Annotated in this window: 17 protein-coding genes; 7 read left to right on the forward strand and 10 right to left on the reverse strand. The window is 66.9% G+C overall.

Features of this window, described 5'->3' with window-relative positions; all coding sequences use genetic code 11:
- Positions 1-6 precede the first annotated feature (6 nt).
- From ACYQ1H_RS03645 to ACYQ1H_RS03665, 5 genes are all read right to left on the reverse strand, one after another.
- Positions 7-2,703: a cyclic nucleotide-binding domain-containing protein gene (locus tag ACYQ1H_RS03645; RefSeq protein WP_460026703.1), complete on the reverse strand. Its 2,697-nt coding sequence runs from the start codon at positions 2,701-2,703 to the stop codon at positions 7-9.
- Positions 2,704-2,949: 246 nt separating this feature from the next.
- Positions 2,950-3,210 carry a hypothetical protein gene (locus ACYQ1H_RS03650; protein ID WP_460026704.1) on the reverse strand — a complete coding sequence of 87 codons (261 nt, stop codon included), beginning with the start codon at positions 3,208-3,210 and terminating at the stop codon, positions 2,950-2,952.
- A 204-nt stretch (positions 3,211-3,414) separates the two neighbouring features.
- Positions 3,415-5,088, reverse strand: a complete 1,674-nt coding sequence (locus ACYQ1H_RS03655) for a formate--tetrahydrofolate ligase (RefSeq protein WP_460026705.1) — start codon at positions 5,086-5,088, stop codon at positions 3,415-3,417.
- 139 nt (positions 5,089-5,227) lie between these two features.
- Positions 5,228-6,385 (reverse strand): glycosyltransferase family 4 protein, encoded by a 1,158-nt coding sequence (locus ACYQ1H_RS03660; protein WP_460026706.1) that lies wholly within the window; start codon positions 6,383-6,385, stop codon positions 5,228-5,230.
- Positions 6,386-6,439: 54 nt separating this feature from the next.
- Complete coding sequence (locus tag ACYQ1H_RS03665; RefSeq protein ID WP_460026707.1) at positions 6,440-7,423, reverse strand: glycosyltransferase family 4 protein; 984 nt, start codon at positions 7,421-7,423, stop codon at positions 6,440-6,442.
- 265 nt (positions 7,424-7,688) lie between these two features.
- On the opposite strand from ACYQ1H_RS03665, the gene ACYQ1H_RS03670 reads away from it, so the two are divergent.
- The 6 genes from ACYQ1H_RS03670 to ygfZ all read left to right on the forward strand — a co-directional run bounded on the left by ACYQ1H_RS03670 (position 7,689) and on the right by ygfZ (position 14,400).
- Positions 7,689-8,441, forward strand: coding sequence for a DUF4410 domain-containing protein (locus ACYQ1H_RS03670; protein ID WP_460026708.1), 753 nt, complete (start codon positions 7,689-7,691; stop codon positions 8,439-8,441).
- A gap of 96 nt (positions 8,442-8,537) precedes the next feature.
- Positions 8,538-9,047: a single-stranded DNA-binding protein gene (locus tag ACYQ1H_RS03675; protein ID WP_460026709.1), complete on the forward strand. Its 510-nt coding sequence runs from the start codon at positions 8,538-8,540 to the stop codon at positions 9,045-9,047.
- A 165-nt stretch (positions 9,048-9,212) separates the two neighbouring features.
- A complete protein-coding gene (locus tag ACYQ1H_RS03680) occupies positions 9,213-10,226 on the forward strand; it encodes a class I SAM-dependent methyltransferase (RefSeq protein WP_460026710.1) in 1,014 nt (337 codons plus the stop codon).
- 92 nt (positions 10,227-10,318) lie between these two features.
- On the forward strand, positions 10,319-12,265 hold the full coding sequence (locus ACYQ1H_RS03685) for an acyltransferase family protein (protein WP_460026711.1): 1,947 nt from the start codon (positions 10,319-10,321) through the stop codon (positions 12,263-12,265).
- Between the two features lie 235 nt (positions 12,266-12,500).
- The gene (gene htpX, locus ACYQ1H_RS03690) at positions 12,501-13,397 is read left to right on the forward strand and encodes a protease HtpX (RefSeq protein WP_460026712.1); all 897 of its coding nucleotides are present in this window, start codon (positions 12,501-12,503) and stop codon (positions 13,395-13,397) included.
- 118 nt (positions 13,398-13,515) lie between these two features.
- On the forward strand, positions 13,516-14,400 hold the full coding sequence (gene ygfZ / locus ACYQ1H_RS03695) for a CAF17-like 4Fe-4S cluster assembly/insertion protein YgfZ (RefSeq protein WP_460026713.1): 885 nt from the start codon (positions 13,516-13,518) through the stop codon (positions 14,398-14,400).
- A gap of 27 nt (positions 14,401-14,427) precedes the next feature.
- Here ygfZ and uvrB read toward each other — a convergent pair whose 3' ends face one another.
- Entirely contained in the window at positions 14,428-16,476 is a 2,049-nt protein-coding gene (uvrB, locus tag ACYQ1H_RS03700) for an excinuclease ABC subunit UvrB (protein WP_460026753.1), read from the reverse strand.
- A gap of 48 nt (positions 16,477-16,524) precedes the next feature.
- Here uvrB and ACYQ1H_RS03705 point away from each other — a divergent pair, with 48 nt between their 5' ends.
- Positions 16,525-17,706 carry a pyridoxal phosphate-dependent aminotransferase gene (locus ACYQ1H_RS03705; protein ID WP_460026714.1) on the forward strand — a complete coding sequence of 394 codons (1,182 nt, stop codon included), beginning with the start codon at positions 16,525-16,527 and terminating at the stop codon, positions 17,704-17,706.
- Between the two features lie 53 nt (positions 17,707-17,759).
- Here ACYQ1H_RS03705 and galU read toward each other — a convergent pair whose 3' ends face one another.
- From galU to ihfB, 4 genes are all read right to left on the reverse strand, one after another.
- Positions 17,760-18,638, reverse strand: coding sequence for a UTP--glucose-1-phosphate uridylyltransferase GalU (gene galU, locus ACYQ1H_RS03710; RefSeq protein ID WP_460026715.1), 879 nt, complete (start codon positions 18,636-18,638; stop codon positions 17,760-17,762).
- The gene (gene cysC, locus ACYQ1H_RS03715) at positions 18,635-19,261 is read right to left on the reverse strand and encodes an adenylyl-sulfate kinase (protein WP_460026716.1); all 627 of its coding nucleotides are present in this window, start codon (positions 19,259-19,261) and stop codon (positions 18,635-18,637) included. The genes galU and cysC overlap by 4 nt, the downstream gene beginning before the upstream one ends.
- A 246-nt stretch (positions 19,262-19,507) precedes the next feature.
- On the reverse strand, positions 19,508-20,725 hold the full coding sequence (gene lapB / locus ACYQ1H_RS03720) for a lipopolysaccharide assembly protein LapB (protein ID WP_460026717.1): 1,218 nt from the start codon (positions 20,723-20,725) through the stop codon (positions 19,508-19,510).
- 140 nt (positions 20,726-20,865) lie between these two features.
- Entirely contained in the window at positions 20,866-21,153 is a 288-nt protein-coding gene (gene ihfB, locus ACYQ1H_RS03725) for an integration host factor subunit beta (RefSeq protein WP_460026718.1), read from the reverse strand.
- Positions 21,154-21,166: the final 13 nt, after the last annotated feature.

Genomic DNA, 21,166 nt, shown 5'->3' on the forward strand with positions numbered 1-21,166 from the left:
CGCGCTTCAGCCGCGGGCCTTGCGCCGCCCGGTACGTTCCTCGATCTGCTGCTTGATGGCGCGCGCCAAGGCGCTGGAACCGACCGAGAGGGCCTGGAAATCGTCGCGGCCGAGCACCGTCAGCTCGCAAGCGGTGAGACAGCGAACCGTGGCGGTTCGTTTCGTGTCGCTGACCAGCGCGATCTCGCCGAAGAACTCGCCGCCGCCGAGTTCGCCCACCTTTCTGCCGTTCTTCAGCACCTCGACCCGGCCGGACTGGATGATGTAGGCGGTATCGCCCGCCTCGCCCTGGCGGATGACCTCGTCCCCGGCCTCGAGGTGCAGGCGTTGCAGCCGGCTGGTGGCGTCGGGCGCCAGGACGGCGATGTCGGCGCGGAACGGCACGTCCAGTGTCCAGTCGATGAGGATGCGCAGATTGCGCTCCAGTCCCGGCATGGTGGCGAGGTTGCTGATACGGGCCAGGAACCAGGCCGGCAGACCGCCCACCACCCAGCCGACCACCTGGCACAGGGAGCGCCGCCCCATGCTGAACGGCAGAATCCAGCGTTTCCGGTAATGGAAGGGCCGGGTCTCGAAGTCCTGCGACGCCGCCCAGGCGTTCTGGCCGGCGGCCTTGCCCAGATCCATCCAGTCGGCGGTGGTCAGGTAGCGGCGCGGCTGGCCATTCGCCACGGCCGGCGGCAATGCCGTCGTCGCCCAGATATGCGGCCAGCCCCGCAGCCGCAAGTCGGCTTCGGTCTCGGGCGGCCAGTTCACCGTCTGGTCGTCGATGACGGCGCGGGGCAGCATGAAGCAGCTGTTGACCACGAAACCCACCGGCTGGCGCGAGCCATCGGTAAAGACCACGCTGTCGGGCGTCACCGCCGCCACCTGGCGCTCGCGGCCCAGGATGACCCCGGCCTTGGCCAGCTCCCGGTCGCGGCGCTCGCGAATCCCGGCCTCGAAATCGCTGAAGGCCGTCTGCGTGTCCTCGAACAGATAGACCCGCCAGCCCTGGTCCCGCAGCACGGGATAGGAAACCCGGGCGGTCTCCAGCATGGTGCAGATTTCCTCGGCGGTGGCGCAGGCACGCTGGCCGGAGCCGATCACGGCAAAGCTGAGCAGGCGCTCGCGGGTCGCCGCATCGGCCTCCAGCTCCGCCTGTTCGACGCGATCCATGATCTGCTTGCGGATGTGCAACGCATCGCCGACCGAATTGATGGGGCTGGCATGCGCCATCAGGCCGGGGTAGCGGTTGAGATTCGGCACCAGGAACAGGGCCAGCACCAGCTCGTCGTAGGGAACCTCGATGGTCCGGTCGCCCGGCAGGTTGACCCGCACCTGACGCACCTGGCTGTCGACCTCGGCCACTTCGCCGAGAATGACGCGCGTTTGCGGCAGCACCCGGCGGATGGGATTGACCGCATTGCCGGGTTGCATGGTGCCGCCGATGACCTCCGGCAGCAGCGGATAGAACAGCACGTTGGGCTGGTCGTGGATCAGGGTCAGCCGGATATTGCTGTACTGGCCGATCAGCCGCTCGATTTTCATGGCGGCATGGATGGCCGCCACGGTTCCGCCGACGATCACGATATTGGCTGTCTTGTCTTTCGCTTCTGGCATGGCGAAATGTCCCGCACCGTTGAATAAAAAGGAAAGCATGACGCCGTAGAACAGCGCATGCGCCATCCAGCTCTCCGGCAGCAGCGCCGCGAACATCAGGAAAGCGCCGAGGAAGAACAGCGACAGGGGCCTGAGCAGGATGCCGGCGATGATGAGGATGCCGGACGTGAATTCCACCAGCGTCATCAGCAGCGTTGCCGTCTCGGGCGCCATCCCCAGGAGGCGGATGTCGTGGATCGTCAGGATGGCGATGGCGAGATTCGGCTGCATGACCTTGAAGGCCACGGCAAGATAGAAGATGTTGATGCCGGTCAGCACCCGCATGATGGCCTGCGCGCGCTGACGCGGAACCCGCGCCAGTTCGGCCTGCATGGTCTGGAGGCGGGGGTGCGTCGGCAGCGGCAGGAAGTAGCTGCCGGGCCCCTGGCAGAGCAGGTAGATGGCAACGCCGACCAGCGCGCCGGCATAGGAATAGATGGAGGCCTGGAACAGCAGCGTGCCGATCAGCGCCAGCAGCAGCAACCCGACGGCGCAGAGCCGGACGTAGGCGCCGAACAGAAAGCCGATGCCCAGCAGGAATTCGAACCAGCGCAGCCACAGCACACCCGGGGCAACCGTGGCCAGTTCGAGATCCGGGGCAAACAGCGTGGGCGAGGCCAGCCGCTCGACGCCATGGCGGGGCTCCAGCCCGAACGCGGATGACATCAGCACCCAGGCCAGGCAGAACCGCAGAATCGGCGCGACGATATGGCCGAACGCGCCCAGGCGGGCCTGCAAGTCGGGAAACAGCTCCCGGGCGCCGGTGAATCCCAGCCGGATCCAGCCCAGGGTGAAGATCGCGAAAGCCGTGATCAGGGTGACGTTGAGCGGGGTCGCGCTGACCCACAGCTCGGGTGGCTGGCGGGCGCTCCAGTCCTGGATCTGCTCGGGCGTGAGAATCCAGCGCTCATGGGCAAACGCCAGCTGGCCGGGCAGCCCTGTACCGATCAAGGCCAGCAGCCAGAACAGCGGGTTGCCCCCGCCGATCGATGGGCGCCGGCCAGGGGCCGGAGCCTTGGGGCCGGGACGCCGACCCGCGAAATCTCTCCTCGACGATGTCATGGCACGGAACCTCGAGCCGTCCGGTCGGCTGCTTTCTTATTGTTATCGGACGGGTTCCGGCGGGGCGCCGCTGGTCCCCGCTGTCCTATCGCGACGCTGGGTCAGCTCGCATAGACACCTGGGTCGGACACACGTTCACTTCTTCCTATCCGCCTCGCCGGGGTGATGAGGGATGCAGAGGGTTCCCCAGCGCGGCATCGGCAACCGAGGACGGACGATCGCCGCTGTCCCCGGCTGCCACCTGCATCAGTTGCCCGGGTAGATGACTGAGGGCTGGAAGTAGGCCGCCGGATATTTCGGATCCGGCTCGTGGGCGGCGGCTTGGACGGAGGCGCCGCCGGCGCTGGGGGTCGACGCGGTGGCGCCCGACAGCTTCTGGATCAGGCTGGCATCGCTGAAGATGACCGAGGGCTGGAAGTTGTAGGCAGGATACTGGTCTTCGCTGGCGATGACAGCCGTGCTGGCCAGGGTGATGCCAATGATCGCGAGGGCTTTGATGGTCGGCATGGGTTTACCTCCGGTTGATTTCGTCGTTATTGTCGAACCGCATCCCCGTCCGTTGCCGGTCGCCAGCCAGGCGTGCGGGCGAGCCATGTGCCAGATGCGAACGGGCGATGCCGTATTCCGTCCTTGCGGACACATCGCGTACTTTAACGGAAAACGCCGGGCGGCGGTATTTGGCGCCCGGCGCTCCGCCTGCGCCGGCCGACGTCAGAACAGCCCGCTGATCCGGCCGTGCTCGTCGACGTCGATCGACTCGGCCGCCGGCACCCGCGGCAAGCCCGGCATGGTCATGACGCTGCCGGCGATCGCGACCACGAAACCGGCACCGTTCGCCAGCCTGACCTCGCGGACATGGACATCGTGGCCCGTGGGCGCGCCCCTGGCGCCGGCGTCGGTGGAGAAGGACATCTGGGTCTTGGCCATGCAGACCGGATAATCGGGATGCGCCTCGCTCCAGAGTTCCAGCTGCCGGCGCACCTTGTCGTCGGCGCTGACGCTGCCGGCACCGTAGATGCGCGTGGCGATGGCCTCGATCTTGTCCCACAGCGGCGCGCTGTCCTCGTAGACAAAGCCATGCCGGCCCGGCCGGTTGTCGACCAGGTCCGCCACCACCCGCGCCAGTTCCTCGGCTCCGGCGCCGCCCTCGGCCCAGTGGCGGGCCACCACCACCTCCACGCCCAGGGCCCGGCAGCGGGACGCGAGACAGGCGATTTCCGCCTCGGTATCGAAGCTGAAATGATTGACCGCAACCACGCAGGGCAGCCGGTAATGCTCGCGGATGTTGTGGACATGGCGCTCCAGGTTGGCCATGCCTCGCTCCAGCGCGGGCAGGTTTTCCTGGTTCAGCTCCGCCTTGTCGACGCCCCCGTGGAATTTCAGCGCCCTCACCGTCGCCACCAGCACGATCGCTGCCGGATTCAGCCCGGCCATGCGGCACTTGATGTCGATGAATTTCTCGGCCCCCAGATCCGCGCCGAAGCCCGCCTCGGTCACCACGTAGTCGGCCAGTTTCAGGGCCGTGTGCGTCGCCATGACGGTGTTGCAGCCATGGGCGATGTTGGCGAAGGGGCCGCCATGGATGAAGGCGAGATTGTTTTCCAGCGTCTGCACCAGATTCGGCTTGATGGCGTCCCGGAGCAACGCCGCCATCGCCCCGTGGGCCCTGAGGTCGCGGGCGAAGACCGGCGTCCTGCCGTCGCTCTTGTAGCCGATGACGATGCGGCCCAGCCGTTCCTTGAGGTCCTCCAGATCCCGGGCCAGACAGAGGATGGCCATGACTTCCGAGGCCACCACGATATCGAAGCCATCCTCGCGCAGATAGCCGTTGGGGGTCCCCCCCAGCCCGACGACGATGTGCCGCAGGGCGCGGTCGTTCATGTCCACCACCCGCTTCCACTGGATGCGCCGGGGATCGATGCCCAGCGCATTGCCATGGCTGATGTGATTGTCGATCAGGGCCGCGAGCAGGTTGTGGGCCACGCCGATGGCGTGGAAGTCGCCGGTGAAATGGAGATTGATGTCCTCCATCGGCACCACCTGGGCATGGCCGCCACCGGCCGCGCCGCCCTTGACGCCGAAGCAGGGTCCGAGCGAGGGCTCGCGCAGGCAGATGAGCGCCTTCCTGCCGATGCGGTTGAGAGCATCGCCGAGGCCGACGGTGGTGGTGGTCTTGCCCTCCCCCGCCGGCGTCGGGCTGATCGCCGTCACCAGGATCAGCTTGCCGTCCGGCCGGTCTTCGAGGCCATGGATGAAGTCGAGGTCGAGCTTGGCCTTGTAATGGCCGTAAGGGTCCAGCTGCTGGGCGGGAATGCCGAGCCTGTCCCGGGCCAGATCGATGATGGGCAGCAGCTTGGCCTGACGGGCGATTTCGATGTCGGACATTCGGTCTCCTGGGGCGATGACGATGGGGCCAGACCGGCGCTATCCGGTAGCACCGGCCGCAGACAGGGGCGGAATTCTAGCAAGACCGGGCCGCCGGCTCGGTCGCTGGCCGGATTCGCGGCCAGAATGGCCGCCGGCATCAGCGCGGCGGACGCTCCACGCCGGGCGGACCGTGGGCCAGGAAATCGGCCCAGGCCCGATCGACCCGGGCCCGGTAGGCCTGCCGGAAATGTTCCACCGAAAAGCGGCGGGCATTGTCGCGGCAGGTGACAGGCTCGTAGCGGTCAGACTCCGCCTCGAACCGACGGATGGCGGCGCGGATGGCCTCCGCCGACTGCTGGCCGAAAAACAGCCCGCTCGGTCGCGGCTGGTCGGGCCCGCGCACCGTCTCCAGGGCGCCGCCACGCCCGTAGGCGATAACCGGCGTGCCACAGGCCTGGGCCTCGACCGGCAGGATGCCGAAATCCTCTTCCGCCGCGAAGACGAAGGCGCGGGCCCGCTGCAGGTAGTCGCGCAAGACCGCGAACGGCTGATGGCCCAGGAGATGCACATTGGCGCCGGCCTTGCGGCGGATCCTGGCCATTTCCGGCCCATCGCCGATGACCACCAGGGTCCTGTCGGGCAAGCCGGCAAACGCCTCGACGATCAGATCCAGGCGCTTGTAGGGCACCAGCCGGGAAGCGGCCAGGTAGAAATCGTCCTTGGCCTCCCGCAGCGGGAAGGCATCGACATCGACCGGCGGGTACAACACCTCGGCCGGTCGCCGGTAGACGCGCCAGATGCGCCGGGCGATGAAGGCCGAATTGGCCAGGAACAGATCAACCCCGTTGGCGGTGCGCAGGTCCCACAACCGCAGCCGGTGCAGCATCCACCTCACCGGCCAGGTGCGCAGCCCCCGATCCAGCCCTGCCTGGCGCAGGTACTGGTGCTGGAACTCCCAGGCGTAGCGCATGGGCGAGTTGACGTAGCTCACGTGCAGCTGCTCGGGGCCGACGATGACACCCTTGGCGACGGCATGGCAGTTGGACAGGATCAGATCGTAGGCGCCGAGGTCGTGCTGCTCCACCGCCAGCGGCATCAGCGGCAGGTAATGACGGAAACGGGAGCGGGCGAAGGGCAGCTGCTGGATGAAGGTCACCTGCGGTGACTTGCCCTGCAGGAAGGCGCGTTCCGCCTCCGGCACGAAATCGACCACGGCGAAGATGTCGGCCTCCGGGAAGCAGGCCAGCATCTGCTCCAGTACCCGCTCGGAGCCGGCATAGGCGGCCAGCCATTCGACGACGATGGCAACTTTCATGGCGATGGAGGGCAGGGGAAATCCGCAGCGGCAATCGCTGGCAAGCCTATCATGTCATGCACCGGCCCCGGCGATACCGGCCATCACCCGCGCGGCGACCCGGTCCCAGTCGAACCGGCGCGCGCGACGCAATCCCCGCGCCCGCAGGTCCGCCAGCCATGCGGTGCGGGTCACCGACTGCAGGACGGCCACGAAATGGTCTTCATCGTCGGGATCGAAATAGGCCACGGCATCGCCGCCGACTTCCGGCAGGGCCGTCCGGTTGCTGCACAGGACCGGCGTCCCGGACGCCATCGCCTCCACGACCGGCAGGCCGAAGCCCTCGTAGCGCGAAGGCATGACCAGCGCCAGGGCGCCACGATACAGCGCCGGCAGATCCGCCTCCGGTACCGGACCGAGCGGCACGACCGGCGCCGTGACGGCCAGTTCGGCCACGAGGCGGCGCAGCCCGTCCGACAGGTCGCCGGTCAGCAGCAGATCCGCCTCCCGCCAGATGCCGCTGGCGGCATAGGCGCGCAGCAGACCCGCCACATTCTTGTGCGGCTTGCGATTGCCGACATACAGCAGATAGGGCCGCCGGTGGTCCCGGCACGGCCCGTCCGGGGAAAACGCCGGGCTGACGCCGTTACCCGCGATCACGATCCGCCCGGGCGGCAGGCCCGCCCAGTCGGCGATGCGCTGCCGGGAAAAATCCGAGACGGTCAGGACGAGGTCCGCGCGGTGCAGGGCCGGTCTCAGCACCGCCCGATAGTAGGCCTGCTTGACGAGCGAGCGTTCCTCCGGCACTTCCAGGTGGATCAGGTCGTGCAGGGTGAGGGAAAACGGGCATGGCCACCCCAGCGGCGCGTTGAAGCCCGGCGAGAAGAAATGTCCGGGCCGCCGCGCCCGCAAGGCACGGCGGAGGCGCCAGGGATCGGCGATGTCCAGCGGCCGGCCCGGCAGGCGCAGCGGCGTCATGCCGCAGCGCCGCGCCACCTCGCCCGCGAACCGGCCAATGCCGTGCGGGCCCAGCCAGCGATCGTCGTAGAGTATCGTCATCAACCTGAATCCATCACCATCCGCAAAGCCGCCTTGCCGCGTGTCCCGGCCCCGCCGTCACCGGCTGGCGCTGACGGGCGATCGTCGGCACGGAACGAAGGCAAGGCACAAGGATAAAACAGTTGTGCCGCCGACCCGGCGGGGCGCCGCGCGAATCTCCGTTCCCGATGGCGGCAACCGGCACTTGACGAAGTCCACACGCTGATGGATAAAGCCCGCCCGCAACCTTGCCCCCTCGCCGTCATTGCCACCCGGAGGCCTGCCCGTGACCCGCAACCTGCAATACCTGCCGATGGCCTTGGCCGTTGTTCTCGCCCTGAACGGGAGCGCCTGCCAGCGATTGGGGGGCGCCTCCCTGCGCGACAAGGTCACCGTCAGGGACGAGGCAACCGTGGCGCCGTTGCCCAGACAGGCACCGGCGACGGTCTACGTGGCCGACTTCCGCCTGGACACGGCCGATTTCCAGGGCGACCAGGGTGTGCGCGGCGCCCTGCCGGGCCGGCTGGCCGATGGCGCACTGGACGGAGTCGGCGAGCGGCTGCCCAAGCCGCTGACCACCACGGACCCGTCGGCCAAGGCAGCCGGGATCGTCGAAACGCTGGCCACCGCCCTGGTTCAGGACCTGCGGGACCAGGGCGTTCCCGCCGAACGCCTGCCCACGGGGACATTGCCGCGCAGCGGCTGGCTGATCAGCGGCCGGTTCGTGGACGTGGACGAGGGCAACCGCATCCGCCGTGCGGCCCTCGGCTTCGGACAGGGTGCCTCGCAGATGCAGGTGGAAGTGGGCCTGAGCGACCTCTCGGACTCCGACCCCACCCGACCCTTTGCCGTATTCGGTACCGTCAAGCAGCATGGCGAGACGCCAGGCGCGGCGGTAACGCTGAATCCCTACGCCGCCGCCGCCAAGTTCGTCATGGAAAAAAACGCCTCCGACAAGGACGCACGCAAGACCGCCGCCGAGATCACCGAAGAACTCGTCCGGTACCGCGACCAGGTGCGCGGCGGGGCATCCCGCTGACCTCTGCGCGATCCCGCGGGTCGGGGGGAAACCTTACAGTACAATAACGCGGCCGCGGGCCCTCGCGCCCGCCCCGTCACTCAGGAGAAATCGTCCATGGCCTCTCGCGGCGTCAACAAAGTCATTCTGGTCGGCAACCTCGGCGCCGACCCGGAAGTTCGCACCTCCCCCAACGGCAGCGTCATCGCCAATCTCAGGCTGGCTACCGGTGAAACCTGGAAGGACCAGCAGGGCAACCTGCAGGAACGCACCGAATGGCATCGCATCGTCATGTTCGGTCGCACGGCGGAAATCGCCCGCGACTACCTGCGCAAGGGCAGCAAGCTGTACCTGGAAGGCCGGCTGCAAACCCGCAAGTGGCAGGACAAGGACGGCCGCGACCAGTACACGACCGAAATCGTCGCCCAGGAATTCCAGATGCTCGACCGCGCCAGCGGCGAGTCTCCCCAACGCCAGGGCGGGGGCTTCGGCGACTACAACGGGCGCCAGGGTGGCGGCTATGCGCAGGCGCCGCAACAGCCTCCTGCCGCCAATCCGTCCTACCCGCCCAGCGGCGGTGGCGGCAGTGGCATGGATATCGATTTCGACGACGACATCCCGTTCTAGACCCGGCCATATTCATAGCTGTAAACAAGATCCCGGTAGGCCATGTGCCTACCGGGTGGACCGAGCGGCCGGCGAGGATCCGGGCCCGATGGCACCCGAAACCCACGACTACCCAAGCGTTCGCCATCCCTGCGGGCGAGCCCTGCCCATCCTGGAGCAACATCCATGAAGTGCCGCATCTGCGGGAACGCATCCGACAACCCGGTGTTCGGCGTCCGGGAAATGCTGATGGGAACCCGGGAGCGCTTTGCCTATTTCCAGTGCAGCCAGTGCGGTTGCCTGCAGATCGATGATTACCCGGCCAACCTGGCCGACTACTACCCTGACGATTACTACTCGTTCGAGCAGGGCGAACGCCAACCGCAGGGCATCGACAGGCGGCTCAAGGACACCCGGGATCGCTGGATACTGTTCAACCCTGGCCTGGTCGGCCGGCTCTGCGCCGCCCTGAAACCCACCGGCGACATCGCCAAACTGCGGGGACTGGGGCTGGACCTCGACGCGCGGATCCTCGACGTCGGCTGCGGGGCGGGCCATTTCCTGACGCGGCTGCACCAGCTCGGCTTCCGCGATCTCACCGGCATCGATCCCTATCTGGATCGGGACCGCCAGCCGGTGCCCAGGCTCAGGCTGCTGAAAACCGACCTCGCCTCCCTCAGCGGCACTTATGACCTGATCCGCCTGAACCACTCCCTGGAGCACATGCCGCGGCAGGCCGAGCAGCTGGCCGGGATCGCCGCGCACCTGAAGCCGGGTGGCTGCTGCCTGATCAGCGTTCCGCTGGTGACGTCACATGCCTGGGACCATTACGGCACGGACTGGGTGCAGCTGGATGCGCCGCGGCATCTCTACCTGCATAGCGAAGCAAGCCTGAAAAGGCTTGCCAGCGCCGCGGGTCTGGCGCTGCTCAGAGTCATCCACGATTCGACGGCCTTCCAGTTCTGGGGCAGCGAACTCTACCGCCAGGATATCGCCCTGCGGGAGGCCAGGCAGACCGGCCGGCGGCCCGTTTCCCGGAAAATGCTGCGCCGCTACAAGCAACAGGCGGCGCGACTCAACCGCGAGCAGCGGGGCGACGCCGCAACCTTCTGCTTCCGCAAGGTCGCGGCAGCCCCGGCGTCCACGCCGCAGGCAACGCCGCCGCCGAAACCGTCATCCGCCGGGAATCCGCCCGCTTGACCCTGGCGCCCGCGGATCGCGGGCGCCAGGCCCTGCATCCACCAACCGTCCCGGCACCACCGCCGATCTGTTCCGCTACGTCGACCATCCGCATGTTCCAGCAACCCTCGCTGCCGCAGGAGCGCGGCAACACGCCGTCCTTTCATCCGCAATACCGTCCCGACATCGATGGCCTGCGGGCCCTGGCCGTTCTGGCGGTCGTCATCTTCCATGCCTTCCCGCTGGCATTGCCGGGAGGCTTCATCGGCGTCGATGTGTTCTTCGTCATTTCCGGCTTCCTGATCACGCTCATCCTGCTGGAGAATCTGGCGCGCAGGCAGTTCAGCCTGTCCGGCTTCTATCGGCGCCGCATCCTGCGCATTTTTCCCGCCCTGACAATCGTGCTGCTGGCCACGCTGCTGGCCGGCTGGTTCATGCTGCTGGATGACGAGTACCGGCAACTCGGCAAGCACACGCTCGCCGGAGCCGGGTTCGCGCTCAACTTTGTCCTGCGTTCGGAGGCCGGCTACTTCGACACCAGCAGCGAGGCCAAGCCGCTGCTGCATCTCTGGTCGCTCGGCATCGAGGAGCAGTTCTATCTCGGCTGGCCCCTGATCGTCTGGCTGACGTGGCGCAGGAAGGCCCTGTTTCCCTGGGTCTGCCTGACCCTCCTGGCGCTGTCCTTCGGCAACAACATCCTGCGGGTGCAGGGCAATGCCGTCGCGACCTTCTTCAATCCGCTATCGCGGGCCTGGGAGCTGCTGACAGGCGCCATGCTGGCCTATGCGCAAACGCGCGTCGCCACGGGCAAGCCGCTGGGCAATGGCGGCATCCTGCCCGGCATGGCGGGTCCGCTGGCCGCAAACCTGCTGTCGCTGCTGGCGCTGGCCGCGCTGTTCGCGGGATGCCTGCTGGTTCGCCCGGGCCAGCACTTTCCCGGCTGGCAGGCGCTGGTACCCGTCGCAGGCACGGCGCTGCTGATCGCAACCGGGCCCTCCGCCTGGGTCAACCGGAAACTGCTGGCGACGCCGCTGCTGGTCTGGTTCGGGCTGATCAGCTACGCCCTGTATCTGTGGCACTGGCCGTTGCTGTCGTTCAGCTGGCTGTATGGTGGCCAGGCCCCCGAACCGGCGATCCGTCTGGCTCTGGTCGCGCTGGCCATCGGACTCGCCTGGCTCACCACCCGTCATGTGGAATGGCCCATCCGCCGCGCCGCGGCGGCGCGGCGCAATAGCCTGCGCCTGCTGGCCGGCATGATGGCCACCGCGCTGGTCGGCGGCCTGGTGTTGTGGCGGCAGGGCTTTCCCGCGCGTCTGGGCCAGCCATCGCTGGCCGACCAGAAGCTGGATCACCGCTTCTGTCTGGCGGCGGTGCGAAAGCAGGGCTACTGCGAGTTCGGCACGCCGACAGCCGGCAAGGCCCTGCTGCTGTACGGCGACAGCTACGCCTTTCACCTGGCCAAGGCGCTGGAACAGGCGGCGGGCGGTCGGTACCGCATGTTCCTGGTATGGAGCCCTACCTGCTTTTTCGGCATGGCGCTGCGGCCACCCGGCCACGCGGAGGAAACCTGCGATGCGCGCCGGCGGCTGCTGGGCGAGCTGAAGCTGCCGCCCCTGCAGGCCACCATCCACGCGCAGTTCTGGCGAGCCTACGGCCTCGACAGCGTCCCGGCCATCCGCTCCGCCATGACCGACGCCCTGATGGATTTCCGGCTCAAGCCAGCCAGAACCGTCATCGTCGGCCCGACCCCCAATATCAACCTCCGCTGCGGACTGGCCCTGCACTATCCGGGCGTCGCTCCGAAATCGGCGAGCTGCATGGACAATCTGGATATCGAGAACCACGACTACCAGGCACGCTTTGCCAGCGCGCTGGCGGAACTGCCGCTGCCGCCCGGGGCGCGCTGGGTCTACCCCATGAAGACCCTGTGTCCCGGCCAGCCCAGCCACTGCACGCTGATCGAACATGACAAGGTCTACTACCACGACAACTCGCACCTGACCGAGGCCGGAGCGGCCCGGATCATGCCCGAACTCCTTCAGGCCATCGAAGGTCCCTGACCCGGCACGTGACACGACCCGAGCATGGGCTTGTTCGCCGGAGCGGGCGCAATGGTGCGATGGCGCGGTCGTGCGACGGGGGGACACGTCCGCATGCTCTGCCGAGGGAACGGCCGGAGAACCGACCGATACGCCTGCCGGCCGCCGGGCAGCCTCCCGCTGTGTCGGCCCTTGATTTTTGGCCGTCGAGCTTCAATCATGGCCATCCTGACATTGACTAATCGAGTATGAAACCATGCGCATTCTGCTGTTTCTGCTGACCAACGCGGCGGTCCTGCTGCTGATCAGCATCGTCTTTCATGTTCTGGGACTGGGCGATTTCCTGCATCAGCGGGGGGTTCCCCTGAGCCTGGACCAGCTGCTGATTTCCTCGGCGGTGATCGGCATGAGCGGGTCCTTCATCTCGCTGATGATGTCGAAGTGGATGGCCAAGCAGTCCATGGGCGTGCATGTCATCGAGCAGCCCGGCAACGCAACCGAGCAATGGCTGGTGGATACCATCGCCCGGCAGGCACGGCGGCTGAACATCGGCATGCCGGAAGTCGGCGTCTTCGACAGCCCCGATCCCAATGCCTTCGCCACCGGCATGAGCAGGAACGCTTCGCTGGTGGCCGTCAGCACCGGCCTGCTGCAGCGCATGAATGCCGATGAGGTGGAAGCGGTGCTGGGCCACGAAATGAGCCATGTGGCCAACGGCGACATGGTGACCATGGGTCTGTTGCAGGGCGTGGTGAACACCTTTGTCTATTTCTTCGCCAGCATCGCCGGCTACCTGGTCGACCGGGTGCTGCTGCGCTCCGGGGACGACGAGCGCGGCTACGGCTATGGACCCGGCTACTACATCACACAGATGGTGGCGCAAGTCCTGCTGTCGATCCTGGCCACCATGATCGTCATGTGGTTCTCGCGCCGCCGTGAATTCCGCGCCGACGCAGGTGGTGCGGAGCTGGCCGGCCGCGGCAAGATGATCGATGCGCTGCGTGCCCTGCAGCGGGCCCACGAGCCGGCCGACCTGCCCGGCGAGCTGGCGGCGTTCGGCATCAATGGCGGCATCTCGTCCGGCTTCCAGCGCCTGTTCCTGAGCCACCCGCCGCTGGAGGAACGCATCGCCGCCCTGCAGAACGGCCGCTGATCGCCATGCGGACCCGCGCCCGGCCAGAACGAGGCCAGACCGGCGCGGCCGCGCCTCACCCGGTGGCCGGCGGACCGGAACGCCATCGCCCCCCCTTTCCCGAACCGACACGGACATCATGATCCCCACATCGACGACTGCCCCCGCCCGCGGCGGGTTCTCCGAGCTGGTGGACTGGGGCGTACTGAAGGTTTCCGGCGACGATGCCGGCCACTTCCTGCAGGGTCAGGCCACCACCGACGTGCTGGCCCTGGCCAGCGGGACACTCGGCTGCGGCGCCTTCTGCACGCCCAAGGGCCGGGTAGTGGCCAACTTCCGCATCGCCCGCGCGGACGATGGCTACCGCCTGCTGCTGGCCGCCGAGCTCGCCGAGCCGCTGCGGGAGCGGCTCCAGCGCTACGTGCTGCGCGCCAGGGTCACGCTGGAAAACCTGACCGGACCGGCGCGGGTGTGGGGTTTCTTCGGCGGAAACACATCCCTGCCGGCCGGTCTGGGCTGGCCGCTGAGCGACGGCAGCGATCGCCATCTGGCGATTCTGGCGGCGGACCAGTCGCCACCCGGCGAACCATTGCCTGCGGATGCCTGGCGGCTGGCGGACATCGAGGCCGGCTTTGCACGGATCCTGCCGGCAACCGGCGAGGAATTCCTGCCGCAGATGCTCAACCTGGACCGGATGGGTGGTATCGGCTTCAGCAAGGGTTGTTACACAGGGCAGGAAATCGTCACCCGCACCCACTATCTGGGACAGCTGAAACGACGACTGTTCCGCTTCCGGGTCGAGGGCTGCGAATGCCTACCGCCGGGCGCGCCGATCCTGGACACCGCGGGGGACGAGCCCCGCTCCGCCGGGCAGGTGGTGAACGCCTGCCCGGCGCCCGCGGGCGGCAGCATCGGGCTGGCCGTGATCGCGCTCGAATTCGCCGGCCAGCCCGGGCTGCGGCTGGCCGATGCCGAGGGTGCGCCGGTCCGCCTGGAACCTCTGGTGGACGACGACCGGCCCTGACGGCCGGCAGCGTTCCCGCTGGTATGTTCAGGCCATCAGCATCGCGTCCTGGAGGCGGCGGATCTCGTCGCGCAGACGGGCGGCTTCCTCGAACTCCAGATCCCGCGCAGCGGCGTACATCCGCTCTTCCAGCTGCCTGATCAGCCTGGCGGCCTCGGCCGGCTTGACCGACCGATAGTCGGGAGGCGGCTCGGCCACTCTGGCGCGACTCTTCTTCTGCGCCGCCCCGAGCGAGCCCGGGATGGGCAGTTCCAGGATATCCGTCACCCGCTTGACGATGCCGGTCGGCACCAGGCCCATGCGGCGGTTGTAGTCCTCCTGCCTGGCACGGCGGCGCTCGGTCTCGGCCAGCGCCCGCTCGATCGAACCGGTCACCCGGTCGGCATAGAGGATGGCCTTGCCGGCAACATTGCGCGCCGCGCGGCCGATGGTCTGGATCAGGGACGAGGTCGAGCGCAGGAAGCCCTCCTTGTCGGCATCGAGGATGGCGACCAGCGAGACTTCGGGGATGTCCAGCCCTTCGCGCAGGAGGTTGATGCCCACCAGGACATCGAACTTGCCCAGCCGCAGGTCGCGGATGATCTCCACCCGCTCGACGGTTTCGACATCCGAATGCAGGTAGCGCACGGCGATGTCGTGCTCGAACAGGTACTCGGTCAGATCCTCGGCCATGCGCTTGGTCAGGGTGGTGACCAATACCCGCTCGCTCCTGCGCACCCGCTCGCGGATTTCCGACAGCATATCCTCCACCTGGGTCAGGGCCGGGCGGATGTCCACCACCGGGTCCAACAGCCCGGTCGGTCGCACGACCTGTTCGACCACCGCGCCGGAGTGCCTGAGCTCATAGGGACCCGGCGTGGCCGAGATGTAGATGCGCTGCGGCGATCGCGCCTCGAACTCCTCGAATTGCAGCGGCCGGTTATCCAGCGCCGAGGGCAGCCGGAAGCCGTAGTCGACCAGCGTTTCCTTGCGCGAACGGTCACCCCGGTACATGGCGCCGAGCTGCGGGATGGTGACATGGCTCTCGTCCACCACCAGCAGGGCGTCGGGCGGCAGGTAATCGAACAGGGTCGGCGGCGCCTCGCCCGGCGCACGCCCCGAAAGGTAGCGGGAGTAGTTCTCGATACCCGAGCAGTAGCCGACCTCCAGCATGATTTCCAGATCGAACAGCGTGCGCTGCTCCAGGCGCTGGGCCTCGACCAGCTTGTGCTGCTCGCGCAGCTCGCCGAGGCGCGCGCGGAGATCCAGCTTGATCTGGTCGATGGCATCGAGAATCTTCTCGCGCGGGGTGACGTAGTGCGTCTTGGGGTAGACGGTATAGCGGGCGATGCGGGAGAGGATTTCACCGGTCAGCGGATCGAACAGCGACAGCCGCTCGATCTCGTCGTCGAACAGTTCGATGCGCAGCGCCTCGCGCTCGGATTCCGCCGGATAGACATCCACCACCTCGCCGCGTACCCGGTAGGTCGCGCGCCGCAGCTCGGTGTCGTTGCGGGTGTACTGCAATTCCGCCAGGCGACGCAGCAGGGTGCGCTGCTCGATCATGTCGCCCCGGACCAGGTGCAGCACCATGCTGAAATAGGAGGCCGGCTCGCCCAGGCCGTAAATGGAGGAAACGGTCGCGACGATGATGGTGTCGCGCCGCTCGATCAGTGCCTTGGTGGCGGACAGGCGCATCTGCTCGATGTGCTCGTTCAGCGAGGCGTCCTTCTGGATGTAGGTGTCGGAAGACGGCACATAGGCTTCCGGCTGGTAGTAGTCGTAGTACGAGACGAAATACTCGACGGCGTTTTCCGGGAAGAACTCCTTCATCTCGCCGTACAGCTGGGCCGCCAGGGTCTTGTTGGGCGCCAGGATCAGCGTGGGCCGCTGTTCGCGGGCGATGACGTTGGCGATGGTGAAGGTCTTGCCGGAGCCGGTCACGCCCAGCAGGGTCTGATGCAGCAGCCCGTCGTGCAGGCCTTCGATGAGCTGGCGGATGGCCTCCGGCTGGTCGCCCGACGGCTGAAAGCGGCTGTGCAGGGCGAATTTTTTTCCCTTGGCAGGATTCAGGGGCAGGCTCTCATCGAGTATCATTTTTTGCGGCATCGTTTCCGCCCTCATCCTGTGATTTTCCCCGACATCATGAATAAGACCCTGTCCGATCGCGTCCTGTCCATCAAGCCCTCCCCTACCCTGGCGGTAACCGCCAGAGCCGCGGCCATGCGGGCCGCGGGCAAGGATATCGTCGGCCTGGGCGCGGGCGAACCGGATTTCGACACGCCCGAGCATATCAAAGCGGCCGCGATCAAGGCGATCCAGGACGGGTTCACCAAATACACCGCCGTCGACGGCACGCCCGGCCTCAAGAAGGCGATCGTCGCCAAGTTCAAGCGGGAGAACGGTTTCGATTACGATACCCGTCAGGTGCTGGTGTCCTGCGGCGGCAAGCAGAGCTTCTACAACCTGGCCCAGGCCCTCCTGAATCCCGGCGACGAGGTCATCATTCCGGCGCCCTACTGGGTGTCCTATCCGGACATGGTGCTGCTGGCCGGCGCCCGGCCGGTCATCGTCGAGGCACCGCAGTCGCAGCGTTTCAAGATCACCCCGGACCAGCTGGAGCGGGCCATCACCGCCAGGACGCGGCTGGTGGTCATCAACAGCCCCTCCAATCCCAGCGGCATGGCCTATACCGAGGCAGAGCTGAAGGCGCTGGGCGACGTGCTGCGCCAGCACCCGGACATCATCGTCGCCACCGACGACATGTACGAGCACATCGTCTGGAACGGCCGCTTCATCAACATCCTCAACGCCAACCCCGACCTGTACGAGCGGACCATGGTGCTCAACGGGGTGTCCAAGGCCTACTCCATGACCGGCTGGCGCATCGGCTACGCGGCGGGACCGGCCTGGCTGATCGAGGCCATGACCAATATCCAGTCGCAGAGCACCTCGAACCCCACCTCGATCTCGCAGGTCGCCGCGGAAGCCGCGCTCAACGGCGATCAGGGCTTCATCGGCGACATGCTGAAGGCCTTCCGGGAGCGGCACGACTATGTGGTCCGCGAGCTGAACGGCATCGCCGATGTGGACTGCCTGGAGACCGACGGCACCTTCTACGTGCTGCCCGACGTCAGCCGGGTCATCCGGCGCCTGCCCGGCATCGACGACGATCTGGGTCTGTCGGAATTCCTCATCGAGCAGGGTGGCGTCGCCGTGGTGCCGGGCTCGGCCTTCGGTGCCGAGGGCCACATCCGCCTGTCCATCGCCACCAGCATGGCCAACCTCGAAAAGGCCATGACCCGCATCAGGGCAGCGCTGACCTGAGACGCCACCGGGGCGGGTTTCCCGGCCTGGGAAACCCGCCCCGCGCGCTGCCGTCAACCCAGCTTCAGGCCGGACAGGTAGGCCTTGAAGCTCTCCCGCAGTTCCTCGTGCTTGAGGCCCTGTTCGACCGTGGCCATCAGGTAACCAAGCTTCGAGCCGCAGTCATACCGCTTGCCCTCGAATTCATAGGACAGTACCGGCTCGTCCTTGAGCAGCATGGCGATCGCGTCGGTGAGCTGGATCTCGCCGCCGGCGCCGCGCTGGACCTTGTTCAGCCGCTCGAAGATGCCCGGCGTCAGGATGTAGCGCCCCACCACCGCCTGGCTGGATGGCGCGTCCTCCGGCTTCGGCTTTTCGACAATGCCGTTCAGCTTGCCGAGTCCGGGACGGATGTCCTCCGCCTTGACGATGCCGTAGCTCTGGGTTTCCGAAGGGTGGACCCGCTCGGTGCCGAGCACGGAACACTGCCATTCCTCGAACACCTCGACCATCTGCCTGAGGCAGCCGCGCGGGCCATCGTCGATCATGTCGTCGGCCAGGATCACGGCGAAGGGCTCGTCGCCGATGACGGCCGCCGCACAGTTGACGGCATGCCCGAGGCCCAGCGCCTCGGCCTGGCGGATATACACACAGGTGACGCCCGGCGGCACGATGTCCTGCAGTGCCTTCAGCGTCTCGGTCTTGCCGCGGGTCGCCAGTTCCGTTTCCAGCTCGTAGGCCTTGTCGAAATGGTCCTCGATGGCCCGCTTGGTCCGGCTGGTCACGAAAACCAGGGTATCGATGCCGGCGGCGACCGCTTCCTCGACCGCATACTGGATCAACGGTTTGTCGACGATCGGCAGCATCTCCTTGGGGCTGGCCTTGGTGGCCGGCAGGAATCGGGTACCCAGACCCGCAACGGGGAAGACGGCCTTTCTGACGGTTTTTTTCATGCGTGTGGCTCCTTGTTGGACAGGGTGATGAGTTGCCTTGCGGCCAGGTAGCGGACGACCTGCCAGGCGCAGTCATCCAGGGTATCGCGCCCGGTATGCACGACGATCTCCGGGGCGAGCGGCGCCTCGTAGGGAGAGGAGATGCCGGTGAATTCCGGGATGGCGCCTTGCCGCGCCTTGTGGTACAGCCCCTTGACGTCGCGCTGCTCGCAGACCTCCAGCGGGGCATCGCAGTGGACCTCGATGAACTCGCCGGCAGGCAGCAGCGACCGGATACCGTCCCGATCCCGGCGAAAAGGCGAGATGAAGGCGGTGATGACGATCAGGCCGGCATCCGCCATCAGCTTGCTCATCTCGCCGATGCGGCGGATGTTTTCCTGCCGGTCGACGGCGCTGAAGCCCAGATCACGGCAGAGACCGTGTCTGACGTTGTCGCCATCGAGGACATAGGTTCTGCAGCCGTCCCGGAACAGCAGTTCCTCGACCCGATGGGCCAGCGTGGACTTGCCGGCTCCTGACAGGCCGGTGAACCAGAGGACGAAGCTTCTGTGGCCATTCTGGGCCTCGCGCGCCTGACGGCTGACGTGGCCGGCATGCCACCGGATATTCTGTAGTGTGCTCATGCGGTTATCGGGGAATGGGGTTTCACGCACAGAAAAGGCCCCTGGCGGGGCCCCTCCCGGGCGGGATGCATCGTCAGCGGGTGGCCCGGGTTCCGGCCGTCGCGCCACCGTGGCCCGCCGATGCGGAAACATCGGTCGTCCAGGCCAGGCGACACTGGTCGAAGGGCGGAAGCGGCGTCGACGACAGCCTGGACATGCGGTTCTCCGGATCAGCGATGGTGTTGGGTGAACAGACCCGGCCGAACCTCAACCGGAACCTTCCCGGCTGACGTCCTGTTCGAGGGTCGTCACGCTCAGGGCGGCAAAGGGACCGACCGGGCGTATCGAGCCCCAATATTGGCAGGACGGGCAACGCCAGTAAAGTTCGGAGGCGTCGAAACCGCACTGCTCGCACTGGAACTGTTGCGTGTCCGCCATGATATCGTTCAGCAGGGCGCTCAGGCGACGCAGCTTGCCCGAACCATGCTGACTGTCCGCCGCCAGCAGGGCCAGTGCCCGCGCCACCGCAAGCGGTTCGGGGTGCGCCTCGAGAATGGGCAGCAGGTAATCCACCGCCGCCATGATGCCCTCGACATGCTGCAGCCGCTCGGCCCGGGCCACGGCAGCCGACACGATGCCGTAGTCGGCGTAGAGCTGCCCGTAGTAATCCAGCAGTTCCCGGCCCTGGCCAAGACGATCGGCGCACAGGCTGATCAGGGGCAGCACGACCGAGAGGTAGGCCGGATCCTGGCGCTCGATGTCCTTCAGCGTCTGCAACGCCTTCAGGTGTTCGCCGTTGCCAAGTTCCAGGCGGCCCTTGGCGATGCTGGCCCGCACCGAGCCGGGATCGTCCTCCAGCGCCCGGGAGAGATAGTCCCGCGCGTCCTTGAGCCGATGTTCGGCCATCGCCTCTTCCGCCAGCTCGCAGAGAAAATGGGCGACCGTCTCGCCAAACCGCGGCTTGCTCTGCCGGCGCAGGTCGGTGACGCAGGCGATGGCCCGCAGCCAGTCCCGTTGCTGCTGGTAGATCTGCAGCAGGCGCTGCAACGCGACCTTGCCATGGGAACCGCTCCTGGCAAGCTCGGTGAAGATGGACTCGGCGCGGTCAAGCAGCCCGGAACGCATGTAGTCGATGCCCAGCTCATGGCTGGCGCGGGCCCGCTGTATGGGCGTCAGGCCAGGTTCCTGCAGCAGCTTGGCATGAATCTCGATTGCCTTTTCGACCTCGCCACGGCGACGAAAGAGGTTGCCCAGCGTGATGTGGGTTTCCATCCGCTCGGCATCCTGCTCCAGGATCTCGGCGAGCGCTGCGATGGCCTTGTCGGTCTTCTCGTCCAGCAGGTAGTTCAGGCCACGACGGTAGGCCTGGGTCAGGGGATGGGAGAAATTGGTCCGATACTGGTGGAGGTAGTGCCGACGGGCGGCATACCAACCCGAGGCTGCCGCCACCGGCAGGAGCAGGGCCGTGAGTTCCTGCACCGACACGGGAGCTTCAGCCGAATCCGGAGGAGGCGGCGGACAGACGCCGCGGACAGAAAAAAGCCATGCCCTGGATCCACGGATTCAGCGGCATGGCCCTGCAATCGCTGTTGCGGCCCGCAGGCAGGCCGGGTTCAGCCAAGGGATTACTGGAAACCCTCATTGACCCTGTCCCTCAGTCCCTTGCCAGGCTTGAAGTGCGGTACGTAGCGTGAGTCCAGCTGGACCCGGGTCCCCGTCTTGGGATTGCGGCCCAGTCGCGGCGGACGGAATCGGATGGAGAAGCTGCCGAAACCGCGTATCTCGATGCGATTGCCCACGGCAAGGGCCTCGGCCATGTGCTCGACGATACCCTTGACGGCCAGTTCGATATCCTTGGGGAGAATGTGCGGATAACGTTCGCCCAATGAATGGATGAGGTCGGATTTCGTCACGATAAATCCCTTT

It is taken from the genome of Methyloparacoccus murrellii, assembly GCF_054657115.1.